General features: G+C 71.8%; 19 protein-coding genes. 7 read left to right on the plus strand and 12 right to left on the minus strand.

Annotated features, from left to right (window positions below; translation table 11 throughout):
• Positions 1-147: 147 nt before the first annotated feature.
• Complete coding sequence (locus ACSQ4M_RS23835) at positions 148-1,173, minus strand: hypothetical protein (protein WP_436191886.1); 1,026 nt, start codon at positions 1,171-1,173, stop codon at positions 148-150.
• A 190-nt stretch (positions 1,174-1,363) separates the two neighbouring features.
• Here ACSQ4M_RS23835 and malQ point away from each other — a divergent pair, with 190 nt between their 5' ends.
• Positions 1,364-2,866, plus strand: coding sequence for a 4-alpha-glucanotransferase (gene malQ, locus ACSQ4M_RS23840; RefSeq protein ID WP_436191887.1), 1,503 nt, complete (start codon positions 1,364-1,366; stop codon positions 2,864-2,866).
• A 98-nt stretch (positions 2,867-2,964) separates the two neighbouring features.
• On the opposite strand, the gene ACSQ4M_RS23845 is transcribed toward malQ, so the two are convergent.
• On the minus strand, positions 2,965-4,047 hold the full coding sequence (locus tag ACSQ4M_RS23845) for a helix-turn-helix transcriptional regulator (RefSeq protein ID WP_436191888.1): 1,083 nt from the start codon (positions 4,045-4,047) through the stop codon (positions 2,965-2,967).
• 238 nt (positions 4,048-4,285) lie between these two features.
• Here ACSQ4M_RS23845 and ACSQ4M_RS23850 point away from each other — a divergent pair, with 238 nt between their 5' ends.
• From ACSQ4M_RS23850 to ACSQ4M_RS23860, 3 genes are all read left to right on the plus strand, one after another.
• Entirely contained in the window at positions 4,286-4,621 is a 336-nt protein-coding gene (locus ACSQ4M_RS23850; RefSeq protein WP_436191889.1) for a hypothetical protein, read from the plus strand.
• 108 nt (positions 4,622-4,729) lie between these two features.
• Positions 4,730-4,888, plus strand: a complete 159-nt coding sequence (locus ACSQ4M_RS23855; protein ID WP_436191890.1) for a hypothetical protein — start codon at positions 4,730-4,732, stop codon at positions 4,886-4,888.
• Complete coding sequence (locus tag ACSQ4M_RS23860; protein ID WP_436191891.1) at positions 4,876-5,637, plus strand: DNA/RNA non-specific endonuclease; 762 nt, start codon at positions 4,876-4,878, stop codon at positions 5,635-5,637. The genes ACSQ4M_RS23855 and ACSQ4M_RS23860 overlap by 13 nt, the downstream gene beginning before the upstream one ends.
• A gap of 49 nt (positions 5,638-5,686) precedes the next feature.
• Here the strand turns inward: ACSQ4M_RS23860 and ACSQ4M_RS23865 are convergent, their stop codons facing one another.
• From ACSQ4M_RS23865 to ACSQ4M_RS23880, 4 genes are read right to left on the minus strand one after another with little or no spacing between them, the layout of a single operon-like run.
• The gene (locus ACSQ4M_RS23865; protein ID WP_436191892.1) at positions 5,687-6,430 is read right to left on the minus strand and encodes a 2OG-Fe dioxygenase family protein; all 744 of its coding nucleotides are present in this window, start codon (positions 6,428-6,430) and stop codon (positions 5,687-5,689) included.
• Between the two features lie 55 nt (positions 6,431-6,485).
• Positions 6,486-6,800: a DUF3325 domain-containing protein gene (locus ACSQ4M_RS23870; RefSeq protein ID WP_436191893.1), complete on the minus strand. Its 315-nt coding sequence runs from the start codon at positions 6,798-6,800 to the stop codon at positions 6,486-6,488.
• Positions 6,793-8,472, minus strand: coding sequence for a PepSY-associated TM helix domain-containing protein (locus tag ACSQ4M_RS23875; protein WP_436191894.1), 1,680 nt, complete (start codon positions 8,470-8,472; stop codon positions 6,793-6,795). The genes ACSQ4M_RS23870 and ACSQ4M_RS23875 overlap by 8 nt, the downstream gene beginning before the upstream one ends.
• An 11-nt stretch (positions 8,473-8,483) precedes the next feature.
• A complete protein-coding gene (locus ACSQ4M_RS23880; protein WP_436191895.1) occupies positions 8,484-8,783 on the minus strand; it encodes an iron uptake protein in 300 nt (99 codons plus the stop codon).
• A 74-nt stretch (positions 8,784-8,857) separates the two neighbouring features.
• On the opposite strand from ACSQ4M_RS23880, the gene ACSQ4M_RS23885 reads away from it, so the two are divergent.
• Positions 8,858-9,649, plus strand: coding sequence for an SDR family NAD(P)-dependent oxidoreductase (locus tag ACSQ4M_RS23885; RefSeq protein WP_436191896.1), 792 nt, complete (start codon positions 8,858-8,860; stop codon positions 9,647-9,649).
• Between the two features lie 7 nt (positions 9,650-9,656).
• Here the strand turns inward: ACSQ4M_RS23885 and ACSQ4M_RS23890 are convergent, their stop codons facing one another.
• The 6 genes from ACSQ4M_RS23890 to egtB all read right to left on the minus strand — a co-directional run bounded on the left by ACSQ4M_RS23890 (position 9,657) and on the right by egtB (position 20,564).
• The gene (locus tag ACSQ4M_RS23890) at positions 9,657-11,393 is read right to left on the minus strand and encodes a prealbumin-like fold domain-containing protein (protein ID WP_436191897.1); all 1,737 of its coding nucleotides are present in this window, start codon (positions 11,391-11,393) and stop codon (positions 9,657-9,659) included.
• 86 nt (positions 11,394-11,479) lie between these two features.
• Positions 11,480-15,112, minus strand: coding sequence for a hypothetical protein (locus ACSQ4M_RS23895; protein WP_436191898.1), 3,633 nt, complete (start codon positions 15,110-15,112; stop codon positions 11,480-11,482).
• Positions 15,109-17,781, minus strand: a complete 2,673-nt coding sequence (locus ACSQ4M_RS23900) for a hypothetical protein (protein ID WP_436191899.1) — start codon at positions 17,779-17,781, stop codon at positions 15,109-15,111. Before ACSQ4M_RS23900 ends, ACSQ4M_RS23895 begins: the two co-directional genes overlap by 4 nt.
• 221 nt (positions 17,782-18,002) lie before the next feature.
• On the minus strand, positions 18,003-18,284 hold the full coding sequence (locus ACSQ4M_RS23905) for a DUF427 domain-containing protein (protein WP_436191900.1): 282 nt from the start codon (positions 18,282-18,284) through the stop codon (positions 18,003-18,005).
• 22 nt (positions 18,285-18,306) lie between these two features.
• The gene (egtD, locus tag ACSQ4M_RS23910) at positions 18,307-19,209 is read right to left on the minus strand and encodes an L-histidine N(alpha)-methyltransferase (protein WP_436194061.1); all 903 of its coding nucleotides are present in this window, start codon (positions 19,207-19,209) and stop codon (positions 18,307-18,309) included.
• A 65-nt stretch (positions 19,210-19,274) separates the two neighbouring features.
• The gene (egtB, locus tag ACSQ4M_RS23915) at positions 19,275-20,564 is read right to left on the minus strand and encodes an ergothioneine biosynthesis protein EgtB (RefSeq protein WP_436191901.1); all 1,290 of its coding nucleotides are present in this window, start codon (positions 20,562-20,564) and stop codon (positions 19,275-19,277) included.
• 230 nt (positions 20,565-20,794) lie between these two features.
• Between egtB and ACSQ4M_RS23920 the strand changes: the two genes are divergently transcribed.
• Together ACSQ4M_RS23920 and ACSQ4M_RS23925 are read left to right on the plus strand one after the other, a co-directional pair.
• Entirely contained in the window at positions 20,795-21,232 is a 438-nt protein-coding gene (locus ACSQ4M_RS23920; RefSeq protein WP_436191902.1) for a universal stress protein, read from the plus strand.
• A 178-nt stretch (positions 21,233-21,410) separates the two neighbouring features.
• Positions 21,411-22,646, plus strand: a complete 1,236-nt coding sequence (locus ACSQ4M_RS23925; protein WP_436191903.1) for an efflux RND transporter periplasmic adaptor subunit — start codon at positions 21,411-21,413, stop codon at positions 22,644-22,646.
• The last annotated feature ends 3 nt before the right edge of the window (positions 22,647-22,649 follow it).

Here is a 22,649-nt window from a genome sequence, read left to right on the forward strand (position 1 = left end):
CCCGTGCCACGCACGTGCTTGGCGCCATGGCGTGCACCGCCAGTCTGATGCGGTTTATAGTGCGCCCATGCCCTCGCTCCACTGCGCCATGATCCAGCCCCGCCCCCTGGGCTGATCCGAGCCCGCCCCGACCCCGCCTGCACGGGCTCACGGTGTCGCGTTGGTGCGCGCCTTGAGCGCCTGCAGCCGTACGGGGTAAAGCACGAAGAACGCCTGCAGGTCCGGTTCCCGGATCAGGGCGTCCGCTTGCGTCGGCGTGACCGCAGCCTCCAGCAGGGACAGTGCCCGCTCCGCGTTTCCAAGGGCGGCTGCGCTCCCAAACAGCTGGAAGACCTTGAACGCCATGCAGGCAAGGTTCTGGTAGCGGTCCAGGAAGCGGTAGTCGCCAGGCTCCACGCCTTCGCAGGCCAGCACCTGGTGGGCATGCGCCAGCTCGAAGTCGTGCACCAGGTAGCACAGCACCGCACGCTCGGTGTGGGTCCAGTTCGTCACCCGGTCTGCCGTGGTGGCGCTGGCCTCCGATGCAATGGTGTCCAGGCGCATCAGCAGGCCCGCAATGCGGTCGCGCGCAAGCGGCTGCTGTGGCGCGGCGCGCCAGTCGCGCACCACGGGCTCCTTGTCCTGCAGATACTGGATGATCCCCAGGGAGATGGCGCCGATCCGCGAAATCGTCTCCATCATGCGGGCTTCGGCCTGCGCCTTGAGGTCGCGCTCGGCGAGCTCCATGCGCTGCTTCAACGCGCCCAGGCCGGCATCCATGTCCCGCTGCACGTCGCCCATACGCTGCTCGATGCCCGTCAGCGCGGTGCTGATCGCGGTGGCGACCTGCGCCTGCGCGCTGCGCTCCAGCCGTCGGCGCAGCATGACGAAGCCGCCCCACCCCACGGCGCCAGCCAGCGCGACCAGGGCGCCCAGCGCCCAGGCGAACGCGGTCGCCAGGCCATGCACGTGCGCGCTCGTCGATTCGGCCGACGCCAGCGTCTGCGAGGCGATCTTCTCCACCGTCTCCAGCACCTGCTTGTGCTGCGCAGCCGCCGGCTCTGCCGCCTTGGCGATGGCGTCCACCAGACGCAGTTGCAGCGCGATGGCGTCCTCGTCGGTGCCGGCCGCCGCCGCGCCGAAGACCCAGGCCGCCAGAAGCAGCGCAACCCACCGCTGCAAAGAACCCAGCATGTCAGTCTTCCTTTGTGCCACGGGCAAGGTGCGGCACCCCGCATGGCCAAGCCGACCGTTCGCGCTGGGTGCGCCCATTCCACCGCTTGCGCAGAGAATACCCAAGCCTAACCCAAGCCATTCGTACGCCCGCTCGGCGTGGCCCGCCGCTTGCATCGCCAATGACGATCCATCCCTAGCACGAGACCCCATGCGACTCCCCCGCGCCAGCGGCATCCTGCTGCACCCCACCTCCCTGCCCGGCCCGCACGGCGCCGGCGACCTCGGCCCGGCCGCCTACCACTTCGTCGACTGGCTGGCCACGGCCGGCCAGAAGCTCTGGCAGATCCTGCCGCTCGGCGGCGTGGGGCCCGGCAACTCGCCCTACATGAGCCCCTCGGCCTTCGCCGGCAACGTGCTGCTGGTCGACCTGGCGGCGCTGGCCGACCAGGGCTGGCTGCCCGCCACGGCGCTGGCACGGCCGCCCGCCTTCGACGCACTGCGCATCGACTTCGCCACCATGGTGCCCTGGCGCATGGAACTGCTGGCCCAGGCTGCGCAGGCTTTCGCCAGCGACGCCCTGCCCGCCCAGCGCGCCGCACACGAGGCCTTCTGCGCCGAGCACGCGGCCTGGCTGGAGGACTACGCGCTGTTCATGGCGCTCAGTGAAGCCTACCCCGGCCGCGACTGGGCCGACTGGCCCGCGCCGCTGGCACGCCGCCAGCCCGCCGCGCTGGCCGAGGCCGCTGCCCAGCGCACCGGCCGCATCGCGTTCTGGCGCTTCGTGCAATGGCAGTTCTTCGTGCAATGGCGCAGCCTCAAGACCTACGCCAACGCCAAGGGCGTGTCCATCGTCGGCGACGCGCCCATCTTCATCGCGCCGCAGAGCGCCGAGGTCTGGGCCCGGCAGGACCTGTTCGAACTCGATCCCGACGGCCGCCTGAGCGTGGTGGCCGGCGTGCCGCCCGACTACTTCAGCGCCACCGGCCAGCGCTGGGGCAACCCACTGTACCGCTGGAGCGCGCACGCGGCCGAGGGCTACGCCTGGTGGACGGCGCGCATCCGCCACACCTTCTCGCTCGTGGACGTGGTGCGCATCGACCACTTCCGCGGCTTCGCCGCCCATTGGGAGATCCCGGCCAGCGAACCCACGGCCATCCATGGCCGCTGGGTCACGGGCCCCGGCGCGGCGCTGTTCGAGGCCATCGCCACCGCGCTGGGCCCGCTGCCCATCATCGCGGAGGACCTCGGCATCATCACGCCCGACGTGGACGCGCTGCGCCGCGGCGCCGACCTGCCCGGCATGCGCGTGCTGCAGTTCGCCTTCGACGGCAAGGCCGAGAACCCCTACCTGCCCCACCACTACGAGGCCGCGACCGTGGTCTACACCGGCACGCACGACAACGACACCACGCGCGGCTGGTGGGCCACGGCCAGCGCGGCCGAGCGCGTCCAGGCCGCGGCCTACATGGGCCAGGATCCGGAGCAGCTCACGCCCGGCATCCACTGGGCCCTGATGCGCCTGGCCTGGGCCAGCGTGGCCGACACGGCCATCGCGCCGCTGCAGGACGTGCTGGGCCTCGGAACGGAGCACCGCATGAACCTGCCCGGCGAGGGCGAGGGCCACTGGGCCTGGCGCTTCGGCTGGGACATGGTGCAGCCCGCGCATGCCGAGCAGCTCGCCACGCTGACACGGCTGTACGGGCGCGGCTGAACCGTTGCCCGGCAGCGCCCATCCAGCGGCTGCCGCTGGGCATGCAAGCGCGGGCCGTGCGCGACGACGGCGCCGCGCCACGCGAAGACCACTGACGCCTAGGCCAGCGCGCAGGCCTTGCGCACGAGGTCGACCTGGCGCGAGCAGCCCATCTTGGCCATGAGCACCGCGATCTGCGTGCGCACGGTGCTGATCGCCACACCCTGGCGCGCCGCATGCTCGGCCGGCGTGAGGCCATCGGCCAGTGAAGCCAGCACACCGGCCTCGGCCGCCGTGAGCCCGAAGGCCAGGCGCAACACCTCGGTCTGCAGCGGTTTGCGCTGACGGTCCGGCGCGATGCGCACGAGCACCAGGGCCTCGCTGCCGCACAGCGGCGCCGGCGCGGCGGCCAGCGCGAGCCGGTGCGCGGCGCCATGCCCGGCCGGCAGTGCCAACGTCTGGGTGTGGCCGGCGGCGGCCTGGCGCAGCGCTGCCAGCCAGTTGGCCTGCACCGCGGGATCGCGGTGCTGCAAACGCCCGGCGCGCGGCACCAGGGCACCGGGCCTGCCGAACCAGGCCAGCGCCGCAGGACCCGGCGAATGGGCTGGCGCGCCGCTTGGCGTGACCAGCAGCACGGCCTCCCCGAACGAGGCCAGCGCCGCTTCCACGGCGGCGATGGCCTGACTGGCGCACGCACGCTGGCGCGCGAGCGCCTGCGCCACCGTCTGCGTCAGCGCGCGCACGGGTGCGGAGCGCAGCACCTCGTCCATGCACCCGTCCACCCGGCTGCGTTGCACGCTGATGGCGCTGAGCCGCGTCGCCGATGTCTCCGTCATGAACGCCAGGATCTGGCGCAGGCGGTGCTTGCACATGAAGTCGGCATAGAAGACGTTGCGCTCCAGGCTCGCCGACGGGTAGCACTGCGCGCTGTCGAGCCAGACGCCGGCCGCGGCCCCGCGGGCCGGCGGCTTCATGATGTCGTGTGCGTGGTAGTGCTCGGCATAGTCGCGCCGCGCCGCGACATCGCCACCCCGGAATTCGAAGGCCTGCAGCCCCAGTGTGCTGTCAAAGGCGAGGTAGGCGGCCGAGTCTCCGCCCAGCAACTCGCCCAGACCCTCCAGCACCTCCGCCCAGGGCGGCGTGGCACCGTCCAGGTGCTGCGCCGCATCCAGCGCGCGGCGCACGACCGTTCCGACCTGCATGGCATTCCTCCCTCGCCGTACAAGGGCCCCCACCCAGCCGACGGCGCGCCCCTTGTAACCCGGCTTGCCCGCGCGTGGTGTCGGCGCGCGCGGCGACGCGTCCTCCATTTGGAGGATGTTCCAGGGGAATTGGGGGAACCGGTTGCCGCTGCGCCTACCATCGCGCCCGCCATGTGCCACCGGAGTTCCTGATCCTGCTGCCGCCTTCGCACCGTCGATCCTGGCTGGCCGCCTGCGCATGAACGCCGCGCGCACCACGCTGGGGCTGTGGCTGCTGTTGCAGCTGCTGTTCGCGGGCCTGCACCACGCCGAAGCGCCCGTGACGCAGGATGAACGCGCGCCGGCCGAGTGGCACGACGGCAGCGCACGGCACGACCGCGCCGACGCCTTGGTCGAACACCAGCGCCTGCAGCGCACGACCACTCCGTCTGCCGACGACATGCTGGCCGGCCCCGGCGCGCCCACCCCGCATCCGACAAGCCCGCAGGCCCGGCCGTCCCCGGCCGCGCCTGGCACCACCGCCACGCTGGTCCTTGCGACCTACCGCGCCCGCGCGCCGCCACCGGCCGCGTGATGCGCCGCGCGCCGGCCGGTGGGCCATGGCGCGCAACCTTCCCACCAACCCTCCCGGGCACCGGGCCGCCCGCGGGCGCGCCCTGGCCCCTGCTTTTCTCCGATCGCCATGAACGCCTACACCGCCCTGCTCGGGCTCGTCGCCCTCTTCCTGATGCACGCCGCCTGGCGCGAGCGCACGCTCGGCAGCCACCGCGATGCCAAGGCCTTGGCCGCCTGCAGCGCCGGCCTCGGCGCACTGGCCGCCACCTTCGGATGCGTGCTTTGAGGCAGCTGCTGCGCGCCGGCTTCGCGGCCGCCTGGCTGGCCATGGCCAGCCTGCCGGCCGAGGCCGCCTTCGAGGGCTGCCTGGCCCTGTTTCCGCAACGCCATGTGCCGCAACTGCCGCAGGGCCAAGCGCATGCGACGCGGCCCCTGTGCTTCGACGGCTTCGCCATCCTCTACTCGGCCACGAGCAAGACACCGGTCTATGCCGTGGAACGGCTCAACCGCCACGATTTCGAGGACGCCACCAGGCGCAAGCGCGGCCGCAACCCCTTCTACGAGGAGGCCCGGCTGCCGCGCGCCGAACGGGCCACCCTGGACGACTACCGCGCCACGCTGCCCGACGGCCAGCGCATGGACCGCGGCCATGTGGTGCCGGCCGGCGACATGACCGGTGCGCAAGGCTTCGCGCAGAGCTTCTCGCTGGCCAACATGGTGCCGCAGGTGCCGGCCGCCAACCAGGGCCCCTGGAACCGCATCGAGCAGGACACGCGCCGGTATGTCCGCCGCGCCCGCGGCGATGTCTACGTCATCACGGGCCCGGTGTTCGGCCCGCGGCCCGCGCGGCTCGGGCCGGGCCGGGTCTGGGTGCCCGAGGCCATGTTCAAGCTGGTCTACGACGCGGGCAGCAACCGGGCCTGGGCGCACTGGCTGCCCAACAGCGCCGCAGCGCAGGTGCAGCCGCCGATCTCCTATGAGGAACTGACGCGCCGCATCGGCCTGCGCCTGTTGCCGGGCGCGCCGCAGGACTGACAAACGCCGCTGCGCGGCGCTGCACCCGGGGCGCACTCGCCCCCGGTTCTCAAGCGTCCTGGAAGCCCTTGGCGCGGAAGGTCAGCACCAGCGTGTCGCGGTGCCCGCCCGCCTCCACCGGCTGGATCGGCGTGGACTCGTGGATCACGCGCGCATCGTCCAGGAACAGCAGCGACCAGGGCTCGGTCAGCGTGAAGCGCTGGCCGTTGGGGCCTTCGGCCTCGAACACGCGCGTCTCGCCGCCCTTGATGCCCTGGCGGCCCACCAGCACCACGGCCACGAAGTCCACGCCGTCGCGGTGCGCACCCTCGGGCGTGGGCCGGCCGATGCCGTCGGTGGTGTCGATGCGGAACTGGTGCGCCTCCACGTACCAGCGCGCCTGTGCGTCGCCGCGCAGCCGGCTGCACAGGCCGGCCAGGCCCAGCACCAGTTGCTGCCAGGCCGGCTGTGCGAGGTCGGCCGCCAGCATGGGCTCGAACCAGCGCTCCATGCCGCCGTGCAATGCGTTGTAGGCCACCGGCTGCCAGTGCGCGCGGTGCGGCACGGCCTGCAACTGGCCGGCCTCGGCGATGCAGCTGGCGTGGCGGCGACGCCGGTAGCGTCCGCCGTCCTTGAGGTAGGCATCGGGCGGCAGGTCGGACCAGGACGGTTCGAGCACGCGTAGCGCCGCGGGCGCGCAGCCGGCCAGTTCGGCCACGGTGGTGGCGGCCAGCACGGCGTAGCCCTGGCGCTGCACGGTGGCGAGCACCTGGTCGGGCGGGGTCAGCGGAGGAACGAAGGAAGGCGTGGTCATGCGGAAATCCAGAGCGGGCCCGCGCCGGGCCCAGGTGCGTATGGTGCCACCAGCTTCAGGCCCTGGCCGCACCCGGCACCAGCAGGCGCAGCCAGTGCGGCCGCCAGCTCAGCGCCATGGCCACGGCGAGCGCGGCCGCGGCCAGCGCCATGACCCAGACCAGCGCGGCCATCGAGGCATGGTCCACCGCCAGGCACAGCCAGAGCGAGCCTGCCAGCGCCAGGGTGCCCAGCACGCGCAGCAGCCGTGCGGGCGCCTGCATGGCGGCGCCGCCGGCCTGCTCCCAGTGCACATCCATGGCCAGGGCCAGCCAGCCCATGCCGGCCAGGGCAGCCAGCAAGGCGGCGCCCAGCATCCAGGCATCACGCATGGACAGTCTCCCGCGCCAGGCCCGGCATCGCCACCTGCGCGGCGGCGCGGCGGCGCAGCTTGCCCGCAGCGAGCGCCGCCAGGCCCGCGCTGGCCAGCAGGAACAGGTCCACGCCGGCCACGGGCCAATAGCCCGCGCCCAGCGTCTTCCAGAGGTGGTCGCCCGTCGTCAGCCAGTTCAGCGCCACGGCCAGCGGCGCGAGCACGGCCACGGCCAGGCATTGCTCGCGCCAGGCCGGGTTGCTGCGGCCCTGGGCGACGGGCGCGCTGCGCCACAGCGCATGCGCGAGCGCCAGCACCCAGCTGGCCCAGAAGACGTAGCGCTCCAGGTCGCCACGGCCGGGCCAGCCGGCCGGCAGCCTGTCGGGCAGCAGGCGGTTGGCGATCAGCATGCCGAGCGCGGCCACCAGCATGCCCGTCACCGTGGTCACGGCCAGCGCATCGACCAGGCGCACGCCCTGGATGCCCTGCCTGGCATGCTGCTTCTTGCGCTTCTCGACGAAGAACACGAAGCCGGTGGCGATGCAGACGCAGCCGGCCAGCCCGCCCAGCACGTAGAACCAGCGCAGCAGCCAGTGGCGGAAGTGCTGCAGGTGCAGGCCGGTCAGGAACTCGTTGACGCTGTCCACCGCGCTTTGCGGCGGGTCCTCGCGCAGCAGTTCGCCCGTCGATGCCTTGAAGTGGATGCCTTCGCCGACCAGCGCGATGCGGTCGGTGCCGGCGCGGTAGACGCTGACGTAGCCGTTGGCGTCGCCCACGTGCTGCAGCGCGAGGAAGCCGACCTCGCCGGCCATGCCCTTGTCGTGCCAGCGGCGCTGGGCCTCGCCCACCATGGCGTCGACCGAGGCCAGCGGCGCGGCCACGCCCGCGCGCTTGTGCGGCAGGCCGGTCTCCTCGGCTTCCAGCTGCTCGTGCAGCTCGTGCAGCGGGTTCAGCTGCGTGTGGCCGACCGGGAAGTACACGCCCGCGAAGATCACCAGGCCCGTGAACGCGAAGAAGAAGTGGAAGGGCAAGGCCACCACGCCCGTCATGTTGTGCAGGTCCAGCGCGCTGCGCTGCGTGGCCTTCTTCGGCCGGAAGGTGAAGAACTCTCGGAAGATCTTCCTGTGCATCACCACGCCGCTGACCAGTGCGGCCAGCATCATGAGCGCGGCGAAGCCGACGATCCAGGTGCCCAGGCTCATCCAGTTCAGGGTCAGGCTGTAGTGCAGCGGGTAGAAGAACTGGCTGCCGATCTTGAGCCGGTCGTCCGGCAGCGCGGCGCCGCTGCGTGGGTCGATGGTGCGCAGGGCCCAGATCAGCTCCTCCGGGTCCTTGGCATTGGGCACTTCGAAGCCCGCGAAGATGCCCAGCACCGGGTCGCGGTGCGTGGTGTAGGCGCCCAGGCGCTGCACGGTGTCGAAGCGCGCGGGCATGGGGCCGTTCACGCGGTCACGCATCAACTCCACGCTCTCCGCGGTCGGCTGCATGGCGTCGAAGATCGGGCGCAGCAGGCGGTCGTAGGACGGCATGGGCTGCGGCGCGAAGCGCGAGGACGGGATGGCCCAGCGGTCGATCTCGCGGTCGAACACCGACAGCGCGCCGAAGAAGAAGACAACCATCAGCACGAAGCCCAGCACCAGGCCGAACCAGGTGTGCAGCCAGGCCATGGCGAGGCGGAAATTGGGGAACATCGTCGGTCCTCTCAGCGCAGCAGCGCGGTTTGCAGCAGCGTGGCCGCGCCCGCCATCAGCGCTCCACCCCCGGCCAGCACCCCCCACACGCGCGGCAGGCTGCGCGCCGCGAAGGCCCACAGGAAGGCCACGAGATAGACCAGCATGGCCAGCATGGCCGTCAGGTGTTCGGCGTCGTGGAACGGCATGCCCAGCGCGAACAGGCCGGCCATGCCCAGCGCCACCAGGCCCCAGGAGAAGGCGTAGCCGCCCAGGACGGCGGCGGCGATGCGCGCCAGCAGATGGGAACGGGGGACGGCAGGTGCGTGCATGGTGGGTTGTTGCGATTTGTTCTCATTCTATTGGCATCGGGGTATAAGCGCGGCCAACACCACACGAGACAACCATGAGCCCCTCCCCCTCTCCCACCCCCGTCGCCGTCGTCACGGGCGGCGCCCGCGGCATCGGCCTGGCCGTGGCGCGCTGGTTTCTCGGGCGCGGCCAGCGCGTGGCCTTGCTGGACGTCGAGGCCGAGGCGCTGCGGCGCACGGTCGCGGAGCTCGGGGTTCCCGACGCGGTGCTGGGCCTGCCCTGCGACGTGTCCGATCCGGCCCAGGTGCAGGCCGCGATCGACCGCGTGGCCCAGGCCTTCGGCCGCATCGACACGCTCGTCAACAACGCCGGCATCGCCATCTTCAAGCCCATCGCCGAGACCGGCTTCGACGACTGGCGCCGCGTGCTGGCCGTGAACCTGGACGGCCCCTTCCTGTGCAGCCAGGCCTGCGTGCCGCACATGCGGGCGGCCGGTGGCGGCGCCATCGTCAACATCGCCTCGATCTCGGGCCTGCGCGCCAGCACGCTGCGCGTGGCCTACGGCACCAGCAAGGCCGCGCTGATCCATCTGACGAAGCAGCAGGCCACCGAACTGGGCACGCAAGGCATCCGCGTGAACTGCGTGGCGCCGGGCCCGGTGGACACCGAGATGGCCAAGCAGGTGCACAGCCCGGCCATCCGCAAGGACTACCACGACGTGATTCCGCTGGAGCGCTACGGCACGCCCGAGGAGATCGCCGAGACCGTGGGCTTCCTGTGCAGCCCGGCGGCCAGCTACGTCAACGGCCAGTTGCTGGCCGTGGACGGCGGCTTCGACGCGGCCGGCATCGGCCTGGCCACGCTGCGGCAGGGCGCGGCGGGCTGAGGGCCTCTCAAGGCGTGCCGGTCGCCGTGACCGTGCACTGCAGCGTCAGCGTGACCTGCCCGCCGACCGGAAAGCTCGCGATGGCCACGCCCGTGCCCAGCAGGCTGGCCACCGGCACCGTGGGCGCCGCGCAGGCCGCGCCGCCCGTGCCCGTGCAGCTGGCCGTGCTGCTGGGGGCGCTGCAGTTCAGGCCCGCGCCAGGTGCGTCGCGCAGCAGCGCGCCGTTGGCCGGGTCCGGCCCCAGGTTGTCCGCCACGATGGTGTAGGTCAGCACCTCGCCGGGGCGGCCGCCGCTGGCCGGCAGCACGCTCTTGCGCACGCGCAGGTCGGCGGCCGGACGCACGCTGTTGGTGAAGCTGCAGCTGAGGTTGTCGCCGGCCACCAGCGTCACCGAGAAGCTGGTGCCGTCGCCGAACGGCGTCTGCCCGCCGGCAAGCGTGTTGGTGCAGGCCCAGCCGCTCGCGTATTCGGACAGGTTGGCGCCGCCTGCCGCCGTCTCGGTCAAGGTGTAGCTGCTGCCCACCGTGGCCGCCGCCACGGCCACGCTGCCGCCGGCTGCGCTGCCGCTGCCCGTGGTCGTGACGGGTGCCGGCGCGCCGGGCCCGGCGATGGCCAGGCCGAACTGGTCGCCCGCGTTGCGGCGGCCGTAGGGCACGCGCTTGGCCAGGCTCAGCGCGGCGCGCCCTGCATTGCTGAAGCTACAGGCCACGCCGGTGTCGGTCGGCATGGTGAAGCTGCCGGTCTCGCCGGTGCCGCTGGCCAGCACGGCGTTGTCGCTGAGCCGGCGGCAGGACCAGCCGATGTCGTAGTTGGCGGCCAGGCCGCGCGTGAAGGTCTCGCGGATGGTCACAGGCTGGCCCGGCAGGCCATTGGCGCTGGCCGGCGTGCTGCCGGACGGGGCCACCGCGCTGCCGGCCGTGGCCGTCTCGGCACCCGCGCCCGAGATGGCCACCGCCACGGCGTCGGCCGCCGTCGCGTTGGTCCAGCCTGCCTGCAGCGTGAGCGGCAATTGGGGCCGGTTGGCCGACCCGATGCCCAGGGCCATGGTGTCGAAGGCCTCGCCGTCGGCGGTGAGCACCAGGCGGTCGAAGGTGGTGTTCTGGGTGTCGATGAGCACCAACGTGTCGGGGAAGTTGTAGTCGGTGAAGCCAGGATCGGAAGCGGCCGAGGGGTACTGCGACAGCCGGTAAGTTCCCGTGGGCGCATCCCAGGTCCAGAAGGCCGGGGTGCGTGCGGGCAAATACGGGTCGACCACGGTCACGGTCCAGTTGCTGGTGTCCACGGGCACGCCGCGGTAGAAGGCCGTGAAGCGGTAGCTGGCCGGGCCGCAGACCTCGCAGGCGCCAGGGTCGAACAGGGACAGAATCGTGTTGCGCGGCGCGCTCACGGTGCCATCGAAGCGGAAATCGATGATGGTCGTGGACACGGCGCTGGCGGGCACGTCATCTACCGCGCGGGGTGACTCCCCTTCGGAGCCGAAATGTGTGATGCCAGACGCACCGCCCAGCGACATGGCATAGGGGCTGTTGTTGTATTCGCCATAGCTAGGGTTGTAGATCTGCGTCGTGGCCAACTGGCTCTCTGCGAAGACATAGTGCACGCCCGCCCCCGTGCGCGTGATGTCCACAGTGCCGCTGATGGATGCGCCGCCGGGTGTCCACACCCAGGTCAGCGTGCGTGTCTGGCCGTCGTTGGTCAGTCCAGCCGTTCCGCCGGCCAGGTCCACCCAGGTGGTCTGGGCCATCGCGGGCCGGCTCAGGGCGAGGAGCAAAAGCGCAAGGAAGAGCAGCCCGCGTCGTGCCAGGGATGTGCAGATCTTGTCCATGTCGCTCAGTAGCTTCCCACCAGGTTGATGTACCAGCCGCGCCAGCGGTAGCCGAAGCGCGTCAGGTCGTCGCTGAAGTCGGTGAAGTTGTAGCCCACGCCCAGGCGCAGGTTCTTGGTGATGTCGCGGTCGATGCCGACCAGCCAGCCCTGGCGCGTGCCGCCGTCCTTGACGTCCAGCCAGCGGTACTCGGCCAGCGCATGCCACTGCTCCGGCAGCGTGTAGCGCGCCTGCACCGCGGCAAAGCGCGTGCTGGAATCGAACCAGGGGCCGGCGCCGCGGCCGGCACGCGCAGCACCTTCCCGGTTGGCCAGCTTGGCGGCGAACTCCCACTGGTGGTCGTATTTGTAGATGCCTTCCAGCGAGACGACGTGCGAGCGCTGGTCGTAGTCGGTGTTGCCGATCTGGCCCAGCGACAGCAGGTCGTAGAGGTAGGTGTAGCGGCCCAGCAGCGCGTAGCGCGCATCGTCGTGCGGCCGCCAGGCGAAGCCCGCGCCGGCCTCGACGAACCTGGCGCCCGCCGTGGCGTCGATCTGGTCGCGCGTGCGCGAGTAGTTGAGCCGGCCCGACACGCGCCAATCCTCGTCCAGCTTGTGGTTCAGCCGGTTGGTGCTGACCCATTGGCGGCGGCGCTCGGCACCGGTGTCCTCGCGCCATTCGAGCTTGCTGGACCATTCGGTGATGGCCGAGACGCGGCCCGCGCTGACGCTCACGGCGCGCCGGTGCACGGTGCCGGCGCTGGTGTCCAGGTCACCCTTCTGCAGCGTGAAGCCCGTGCTCCAGCCCACGGCCGGGTAGAAGTCCATGCCGAAGGTGTGGACCAGGCCGCGGCCCTCGCGCTCCTTCAAGAACTGGCTTTCGTTGTAGAGGTTGCTGCGCTCGCCCAGGCGCCAGCGCTGACCCAGCGTCCAGCCGCTCTGCAGGCGCTGGTTGAACAGTGAGTCGTAGTCGCTGGTGTCGGTGCTGTGCGTGAGCGTGCCGTACAACGTGTGGTCGGGGTTGAGCCGGTACTCACCGTTGACCTGGGCCGCGTTGCCGCGGTCGCCGCGCGTGAGCTCCGCGCCCAGCACGGAGAGGTTCTGGAAGCGGTAGCGCGCGCCTACCGTGGCAGCGTCGTTGTCGGGGTAGCGGCCGCTGTCGTCGTCCAGCGTCTTCTGGCCGATGCCGTAGAGCTCCAGCTGCGGCGTCACGCGGCGCGCGACCTTGACCGCGCCCAGCGTTCCCTCTGCCGTGCCGCCCAGTCGCTCCTGCGTGATGCGGCGCAGCTCGCCAGTGACGGTGTCGTCCTCGGTCGGGCGCCACTGCGCGGTCAGGCGGGTCTGCTCCAGCGCCTCGGCACCGCGCGTGGCGCGGCTGTGCTGGGCCAGGATCTCCACGGTGTCGCTGACCTGGCCGCGCACCTCCACGCCGACCTCGAGCCGGTCCACGCCGTAGTCCTCGCGCGCGACGGAAAAGCCCGCGTCCACACGCCGCCACCAGGCGCCCACCGTCCAGTTGCGCGCGGTCCAGCCCAGTTCCTGCAGGCTGGCCTGGGCCTCGGCCAGCGTGGCATGACCACTGCGCGGGCCCACGTCGGGATTGCGCTGCGCGAAGCTCAGGCCGCCGTTGCTGGAGACGAACACCGGCGCGCTGCTGGCGCGGCTGCTGCTGCGCTCCACCCGCAGCGTGGTGCCGCGGCCGGCCTGCAGCGTCAGGTCCACGCCCTTCAGGCTGTAGTCCTCGCCGGCGCGGCCCTCGTCCACATAGGTCGCACCCACGGCCACGTGGTCGTTCACCCACTGCTTGCCGCGGATGCCGGCCGCCAGGTTGCCGCTGTCGAAGCCGGTGGGAATCCACTCGTAGTCGGCCAGCAAATACTGCTCCAGGCCCGCAAGCGGGGTGTCGCGTGTGATGCCCTGCAGGCCGTCGTCGGCGAACTGCAGCAGCGGGCGCAGCAGCACGATGCGGCCCTGCAGGTCGCTGATCTCGTAGTCGGTGCCGCGCAGCAGCTGGCGCCGGCTCTCCACGCGGCCGGTGCTGCGGTTGCGCTGCTCCACCACCACGACCTCCGAGCCCGGCAGGATGTCGGTGTGGCGCAGGTAGTACAGGCTGCCGCCCGTGCCCAGGAACTCGCTGTGGCCCGGCGCGGTCTGCGCCTCCGAGGCGAAGGCGCGCAGCTGGGTGTTGGCCTCGCCCCAGGGGTTGGTCGCGGTGGACCGCCACTTGGCGGCCGCACCGTACAGCGAGCGGATGTACTGCCCGTAGGCCGTGCCCGTGAAACCGGTCTGGTAGTTGCCCCACAGGGCCTGGTTCTTGTCCCAGTCCACACGCAGGTAGAGCCGGCCCTGGGTGTCCACGTCGCGCACCGTCGTGGAGTCGTCGCCGTAGGTCGGGTAGTACAGGTCGGGATCGAGCCGGCGGAAGATGTCCTGCGGATCGGCCTTCGTGAAGCCCGAGAACAGCCGGCGCACGTCGCGCTCCTGCGTGTCGGCATGGCCGGTCACGAGGTAGGTGCCGGCTATCTTGGCCTTGCCGTAGAAGGCCAGCCGGCCGTTGCTCAGCACGCTGCGCTCGCGGCCGTTCAGGGCCAGTTCGCGGCCCGGGCCGCTGGCCTGGTTCTGGAACACCGTGAGGTCGGCGATGCCCACGCCAAACAGGTACTTGCCCGTGACGTCCACCTCCAGCACGTGCTGCAGCGGCGCCTGGCCCGGCGCGCGCACCGTGAGGTCGAAGCGGTGCAGGCCCACGGGCGAGAGGAACTCGGCCACGAACTTGCGCTGCAGGTCGGTCGGGTAGGCCTGGCCGTTGATCTCCAGCGCTGCGCCCTCGGGCAGGTTGCGGCCCTGGATGCGGATGCGCGAGCCGTAGATCGGAATGTTCTGCTGGCGCAGGTCGTTGCTGGCGAACACGCTGTCCACCAGCCGCTGGGCCTGGGCCTGCTGCAGGCTCAGCGCCGCGCCCAGGCTGCGTTCGGTCGCGTCGCGCAGTTGGCCGTCGAGGCGCTCCACGTCCTCGGGGCGGGCCAGGCGCAGGCTGCGTGGCAGGGTCTCGTCGACGGCGCCCTCTGCGCCATAGGCGCGCAGCACGTAGACCAGTTCGTCGCCCGCGCGCAGCGGGAAGCGCGATGCCGGCACGCCGCTCCACTCCACGCGGCCCACGGCCGCCACCGGCATGGGCAGCACGACCAGCGGCTCGGTGTACGCCGTGTCGCTGGCGCGGTAGAGCGTGAGCTCGAAGCGCCGCACGAAGGCCGGGTAGTTGCTGCGCAGGTAGAACGGCACCGGGCGCGTGAGGCGGCCGTTCTCGAACGCCACCTCGGCCGGGCCCGACACGCTCAGTTCGGGCTGGCCCAGCGCCGGGTCTTCGGTGGCCCAGACGATGCCGCCACCCGGCAGCAGCAGCGACAGGCCGGTGCCGGCGGCCGTGCGGCCGGCCGGCGCCGGTGCGGGCGCCTGGGCGTCCGGTGCATTGCGCGGCTGCAGCTGGAACAGCGGCAGGCCCTCGGCCGTGCTGCAGCCCTGGGCGCCGCAGCCGGGACTGGCACCAGCGGCAGGGCCTGCGGTGGCGGGGGCAGGCGGCGCCGCGATCTGGCCGTACGCATCCGGCGTGCCGGCCGAGGCCAGCGAGAACAGGGCGCAGCCCAGCAAGCGGCGCTTCATGGCTGGCCTCCGGTGGGCGTGGTCGGCATCTCGGGTGCCACTTGCACACGCAGGCGAACGGCTTCGGGCGCATCGGCCAGCAGGGGCTGCAGGGCCGCGTGCACGGACTGGGCACGCGCCATGGCCAGTGCTGCGCCCGCTTCCCGGGCCACCACGACGCGGCCACCACCGTCCTGCTGCAACTGCTGCGCCAGCTGGCGCAGCAGTGGGCCGGCGATCGGCCGCAGCGCGGCCTGGCCCGGCGCGAACCAGGCACTGCCCAGCAGCACGCCGCCCTGCAGCTGCGTGGCCAGCGGCGCGCCGGTGGCATCGCGCAGCACCACGCGCAGCACGCGGGCGCTGGCTGTCTGCAGACGCGGCAGCAGCGCGCTGCGCACGGCATGGGCACGGGCCAGTGCGAGCGTGGGGTCGCTGCCCGCGGCCAGCACCAGTTCGCCACCCGCGCCCTCGCCTTGCAGTTGCCCGGCCAGCGCGTCCAGCGCACCGGCATGGGCCGGGTTCAGCGTGGCCTGGCCCGGCTGGAACAAGGCCTCGCCGAGCACGATGTCGGCCGGCTGCGCTGCACCGCCCACGCGCTGCACGGGCAGCCGCACGCCGAAGTCGAAGCGCACCGGCAGGCCCGGTGTGATGCGGCGCACCAGCGGGTTCGGCGTGCTGGGTTCGGCGCCGGCCGGAAGGGTGGCCGGATCGACCTTGAGCACGAAGTTGCGGCCGAAGCCCTGCGTGCCGCCACTGATGCCGATCAGGTGGTAGCGGCCGTAAGGATCGGTCTCGATCAGCAGGCCCTCGGCCGAGGCGATGCGCACGCCTGGGATGCCGCGCTCGTCCACGCCCAGGTTGCGCAGCACGTAGTCGACCACGTAACCGCCCTCGCCCAGCGCGACCTCGCGCCGCACCGAGGGCAGTGCGCCGTTCAGGCCCTTGGCCGCGTCGCCCTCGCGTTCCAGGCGCGTCTGGCCGGCCGCGTCCATGTGCAGGTGCACGCCCTGCGCGCTGCGCAGCACGAAGCCGTCGACGAAGGCCAGCGTGCGCAGGCGCTGGCGCAGCACCACCTGGTGGTTCTCGGGCGCGTCGGCCTCGGACTGGCGGCCGTCGATGCGGCCCAGGTCCAGGCCGTGCAGCAGCGGCGCACTGGCGTCCTGCAGAGCTTCGGGCACGGGCACGAAGCCCTGGCCGTGGTCGATCTCGGTCGAGCCGGCGATGTAGGCCTCGGGCGCGAAGCCGCCCTGCGCGCGCACGCCGGTCAGGCTGGCCGGGTCCTGCCAGCCGTCGCCGTCGCGGTCGTCGAACACCGTGCCCAGGATCAGCGATTCGTCCAGCAGCGGATCGGCCACCACCGTGACCTGGGCCGTCGCGGTGTTGGAGATCGGCCAGCCGCGCCGGTCCACCGCCTGCGCCTGGTTGCGGTGCACGCCCTGGCGCACGCCGGCACCCACGCGCAGCAGGTAGCTGATCACGGCCTCCCGGCCGGTGGCGATGTCGATGCCGCCGATCTGCAGCGGCGTCTGGGCGCTACCCAGCGTGAAGGCGCCGTCGCGGTCGGCCACGGCCATGGAGCCGGCCACGTAGCTGAAGCCGGGCGGCGGGGTGTCCAGGATGCGGCCATCGACGATGTCGATGGCGCCCGCGTTGGCCACGCGCAGCGTGTAGCGCACGAGGTCGCCGATGCGCACCTCGCGCACGGCCACGCTCTTGACGATGCGCATGGCGGTGGGTTGCTCCAGCGGCGTGGTGACGACGCAGCGCGCGCCGCACTGCGGGGTGTCGACATCGCCGCCGTCGATGCGGTTGACGATCTCGGTCTGCCCGGCCGGCGGTGCGTCGGCGATGCGGAAGCGCACCGCCACCGTGGCCGTGCCGCCCGCCGGCACCTGGGCCACCACCAGCGGCACGGTGGCCGGCCCGGTCACCGTGCCGGCGAAGCCCGCCGCGCCGTCCACGCCGACCAGCGTGGCGCCGGCCGGCACGTTCTCGTTGAAGCGGTAGTTGCTGGCCAGCTGGGCATCGGCGTTGGTGACGGTGACCGTGTAGCCCAGCGTCTCGGCGAATTCCGCCAGGCCGGCCTGCTGGCCGCTCTCGCTCGTGAGCAGCTTGGCCACGGTCACACCGCCGACCGGGTGCGCGGTGCTGCAGCTGCCGGCCGTGCAGCCGGGTGCCGTCACCGTGTTGGACACCGTGCCGCTGGCCGCGGCCACCGTGGCCGTGTAGCGCAGCGCATGCGTGCCCACCGGGGTGCCGGCCGGCAAGGTGAAGCTGCGCGTGTTGCCGCTGCCGGCCAGGGCGAAGGGGCCGGCGCTCAGCACCTGGCCGAACACCAGACCGGCGCTGAGCTGGTCCTGCAGGACGATGGGGGCGGTGGTGGCCGCATTGGCCACGGCCACCGTGAGCATGTAGGTGATGGTCTGGCCGCTCTGCACCGAGGTGCCGCTGGCCGGCTCGGCGCTCTTGGCGACCGCGTCGACCCAGACCGGGGCCGTGACCGTGCTGGTGTTGTCGCCCGCGCAATCGCTCGGGCCGGGCAGGCCGCAGTCGGGCTCGTTGACGCCCGCAGGCGGTGTGATGGTGGCGGTGTTGCCGACCGTGACCTGCGCCTGGACCAGCCCATGCGCCCACAGCGCCAGCAGCAGGGCCGCCCAGGCGAGCCAGCGGCCGAACCGCGTCAACCGCACTGGCTGCCGGCCTTCAGGCCACGTGCAGGATCCCGCCCCGAATGCGCCATGGATGCCCTTTCCACGGGCCCCGCACGGTCGACGCCGGAGCACGCATTTCAAATAGTTTTCAGCAACTGCTGCGAAATCTACTTCGAAATTGCGTGCTGCGCATCATCTTCTCTGCGCAAGGGTGCGAATGCATGACATCGGCGCAACATCACGCCGTGCATGCAACAAACTCAGGGCTCGATCTTCACACCCTTCCAGAACGCCACGCGGTTCTTGATTTCCGCCGCTGCGGGCTTGGGGTCGGCGTAGTACCAGGCGGCGTCCTGGTTCAGTTCGCCGTCGACCAGCAGCGAGTAGTAGCTGGCCTGGCCCTTCCAGGGGCAGGTGCTCTTGTGGTTGCTGTAGGTGACGTGGTCGCGGTTCAGCGACTCCATCGGGAAGTAGTGGTTGCCTTCCACCAACACCAGGTCGTCGCTCTCGGCAAGGACCTTGCCGTTCCAGATTGCTTTCATGCGGCTCTCCTCGAAAGCGCCATCATGCCGGAGCGGCCAGCCAGTGCAGGCTGAACAGCCCGTTGGGGTCGGTCCAGACCGGGCCCGGCAGGAATCCGGCCTCTGCCGCCAGCGCGCGCAGGCTGTCCACACTGAACTTGTGCGAGTTCTCTGTGTGCAGCGTCTCGCCTTGCTCGAACAGGTAGGCCTGCCCGTCGAGCTGCACGCGCTGCCGGCGGCGGCTGACCAGGTGCATCTCGATGCGCCGCTGGGGGCTGTTGTAGAAAGCGCCGTGGGCGAAGCCATCGAGGTCAAAGTCGGTGCCCAGCTCGCGATTGGCGCGCGCCAGCAGGTTCAGGTTGAAGGCGGCCGTGACGCCGGCCCCGTCGTTGTAGGCGGCGTGCAGCACGGCCGGGTCCTTGACCAGATCGGCCCCCAGCAGCAGTGCACCGCCGCGCAGCACGCGCGCGGCCATGCGCAGGAAGCGCAGGGCCTGCTCGGGGTCGAAGTTGCCGATGGTCGAGCCCGGGAAGAAGCCCAGGCGCATGCCGGTCTTGCGTGCGCCGGCGGGCAGCTGCAGCGGCTGCGTGTAGTCGGCCGCCACGGGCTGCACCGACAGCGCCGGATAGTCTCGGCGCAACTGGGCGGCGGCCTGCGCCAGGTGCTCGCCCGAGATGTCGATGGGCACGTAGCCGGCCGGGCTGTCCAGCGCGTCCAGCAGCAGCCGCACCTTGCGCAGGGAACCGGCGCCGAACTCCACCACCTCCGCCTGCGGCCCGGCCAGCGCCGCGATCTCGCCGGCATGCGCGCGCAGCAACGCCAGCTCGGTGCGCGTGGGGTAGTACTCGCGCAACTCGCAGATCGCGTCGAACAGCTGCGAGCCGCGCGCGTCGTAGAAGTACTTGGGCGAGATGCTGCGCTCGGGCGCACCGAGGGCGGCGTGCATGTCGGCGCGGAAGTCGCGCTCGGGCGCACTGTCCACCACACGCAGATGGGGTTGCATGACAAAGCTCATTCGAAGGCCTCCTGGCTGGCTGTCGTGGCAGGTCGCGGATCGCGCGCCAGCCGCAGTCCCGAGAACTGCCAGCGCGCGTGCGGTGGAAAGAAGTTGCGGTAGGTAGGGCGCGCATGGCCCGCCGGCGTCGCCAGGCTGGCGCCGCGCAGCACGATCTGGCCGACCATGAACTTGCCGTTGTATTCGCCGACGGCGCCGGCCAGCGGCTTGAAGCCCGGATAGGGTTCGTAGGACGAGCGCGTCCATTGCCAGACCTTGCCTGCCATGTCGCGCAGACCGTCCGCGCCATGGGCCGCCTCCCATTCGAACTCGGTCGGCAGCCGCGCACCGGCCCATTCGGCATAGGCCGCGGCCTCGTAGAAGCTCAGCTGCATCACGGGCGCCGCCGGGTCCAGCGCCTGCACGCCGGCCAGACCGAACACCTGCCAGTCGTCGGACGGCACACGCAGGTCGCCGGGGGCCAGCCAGTACGCCGGCGCCTGCCAGCCCAGCGCCTGCACCTGGGCCCAGCCGTCGGACAGCCACAGGCCGGCCCGGCGGTAGCCGCCGTCTTCGATGAAGCGCAGGTAGTCGCCGCAGCTCACGAGCCGCTCGGCGATCTCGTAGGCCGGCAGCAGCCGGCGATGGCGCGGGCCTTCGTTGTCGAACGCGAACCCGGTGCCGTCGTGGCCGACCTCGACGATGGCCTCGGGCCGGCACAGCCAGCGCAGGGGCTCGGGCTGCCCGCGCACCAGCCGCAGCGGCGCCGCTTCGGCGGGCGCATAGGCCGGCAGCAGGGGGTTGCACGACAGCGCGTGCAGCACATCGGTCAGCAGCAACTCCTGGTGCTGCTGCTCGTGCTGCAGGCCCAGCTCCAGCAGCGGCTCTGCCGCCGCCCAGGCCTCTTCACCGGCCTGGGCGATGAAGCGTTCGACAGCCGCGTCCACATGCAGCCGGTAGGCCATGACCTCGTCCACCGACGGCCGCGTGAGCAGGCCACGCTGCGCACGCGGATGGCGCGGGCCCAAGGCTTCGTAGTAGGAGTTGAAGAGATAGAAGAAGCGCTGGTCGAACACGGCGTAGCCCGGCCACTGCGGCTGCAGCACCACCGCCTCGAAGAACCAGGTCGTGTGGGCCAGGTGCCACTTCGTCGGGCTCGCGTCGGGCATGGACTGCACGCACTGGTCTTCTGCCGACAGCGGCGCGGCCAGGGCCAGCGAATGGCCGCGCACCGCGGCGAAGCGCTGCAGCAGCGCTGCACGCACGGGCGGCACGGCCAGGCCGGCCGGGCGGGAGAAAACGGTCATGCAAGGCCTCGTTCTCGTAGGTTCTTGTGCGGCTTCGCACAGCGAAGCGCCCACCATAGGCGGGTGGCCCCCGCCGCTGCGTCGTTGCTGCGCCGCTGCAGCCGTCGGAGCCCATCGGCGCGCCGTGCAGGACCAAGCCTACACCGGCACGGCGACAAGGGCATTCCCCGATTCGACGCCGGCACGGCCCTTGCCTAGACTGCGCCCACCACAACCCAGGGAGTTCCACCATGTACAAACGCATCCTGCTCGCCTACGACGGTTCCGAAGCCGGCCAGAAGGCCCTGCTCGACTGCGGCGACCTGGCCCACCTGAGCGGTGCGGCCCTGACGCTGATCGCCGTGATGCCTCTGCACGTGGGCTCCATTGGCCTGGAGGTGGGGGTCTACGACCAGGTGGCCGAGGAACGCGAGCGCGGGCGCCACCAGGCCGTGCTCGACGCCGGCCTCGCGCGGCTGCGCGCCGCCGGCCACACCGTGAGCGGCGAGGTGGTGACCGGCGATTCGGTGACCGAGATCACGCGCCGCGCCAAGGAGATCGACGCCGATCTCATCGTGGTCGGCCACAAGCACCTGGAGAACTGGGCCGCGCGCTGGTGGCAGGGCGCCATCTCGGGCGCACTGATCGAGCATGCGCATTGCAGCGTGCTCGTCTCCATCGTGCGCTGAGAACGGTTCTCACCGGCCCGCCGCCTTGGCGGGTCTTTGGTTCGGCGCGCCGTTGAGAGTTGTTATCATTTGAAACGGTGCCGGCCGCGCTTGCGCGAGGTGCCGGAGCCACCGCTGTCCGCCCGTGCCACGCGCACCTCTCCCCGCGGCCACGCAGCCCCACCAACGCCGCCGACCCATGCCCGCCACGGACGATTCTTCCGCGCTGTCTCCTGCGCCTTCCTCTCGCAGCCCCTGGGCCCGTCGCATCCTCTGGCTGGGCCTGCTGGCCGGCGCCGCCGCACTGGTCTGGCATGTCTTGCTGCGCCCGCCCAAGGGCCCGCCGCCCGGGCCCGATCCCTGGTCCGGCGCCGTGCCTGTGCGCGTGGAGCCCGCGCGCAGCGAAGACTTCACCGTGCAGCTGCGCTCCATCGGCACGGTCATGCCCTTCAACACGGTCACGGTGCGCAGCCGCGTCGACGGCCAGCTGGCACGCGTGCTCGTGCGCGAAGGCCAACAGGTCGCGCGCGGCCAGCTGCTGGCCGAGATCGACCCCGCGCCGCTGCGCGTGGCGCTGGCGCAGATGCAGGGCCAGCAACAGCAGAACCTGGCCCAGCTGCGCAATGCCGAGAGCGAGCTGGCGCGCTACGAGCAGCTGTTCCAGCGCGACGCCGTGGCCCGCCAGACGCTGGAGCGCCAGGGCGCCCTGGTGCAGCAGCTGCGCGGCACGCTGCAGATCGACCAGGCCCAGGTCGACAACGCGCGGCTGCAGCTCTCGTACACGCGCATCACGGCGCCGATCGCGGGCCGCGTCGGCCTGCGCCGCGTGGATGCCGGCAACCTGGTCACGGCCAACGACACGAACGGTTTGTTCACGCTCACGCAGACCCAGCCCGTGGCCGTGTTGTTCAACGTGCCCGAGCCGCAGGTGGCCGAGGTGCGCCTCGCGCATGCGGGCAAGAGCACGCCCGTGGCCGAGGCCTGGGACCGCGACAACCGCCAGCGCCTGGCCGCAGGCCGGCTCGACACGCTGGACAACCAGATCGACGCGGCCACCGGCACGCTCAAGCTCAAGGCGCGCTTCGAAAACAGCGACGACGCACTGTTCCCCAACCAGTTCGTGAACCTGCGCCTGGCGCTGCGTGCGCTGCCCGGCGCCGTGACCGTGGCCACCGACGCCGTACAGTTCGGCTCGCGCGGCAGCTATGTCTACGTGGTCGCCGATGGCAAGGCCAAGGTGCGCATGCTGACGCTGGGGCCCGCAGGCGGTGGCCGCACCGTGGTCGAGAAGGGGCTGCAGGCCGGCGAGCCCGTGGTGCTCGAAGGCCTGGACCGGCTGGAGGACGGCCGCGCCGTGACCCTGGTCGAGCAGCCCGATCTGCCGGCCAGCTCGCCGCTGGCCACGACGGAACAGCCTGCCCCGACGGCCCGCTGACGC

The sequence above is a fragment of the Pseudorhodoferax sp. LjRoot39 genome (assembly GCF_964253035.1).
Classification (GTDB): Bacteria; Pseudomonadota; Gammaproteobacteria; order Burkholderiales; family Burkholderiaceae_C; genus Pseudorhodoferax.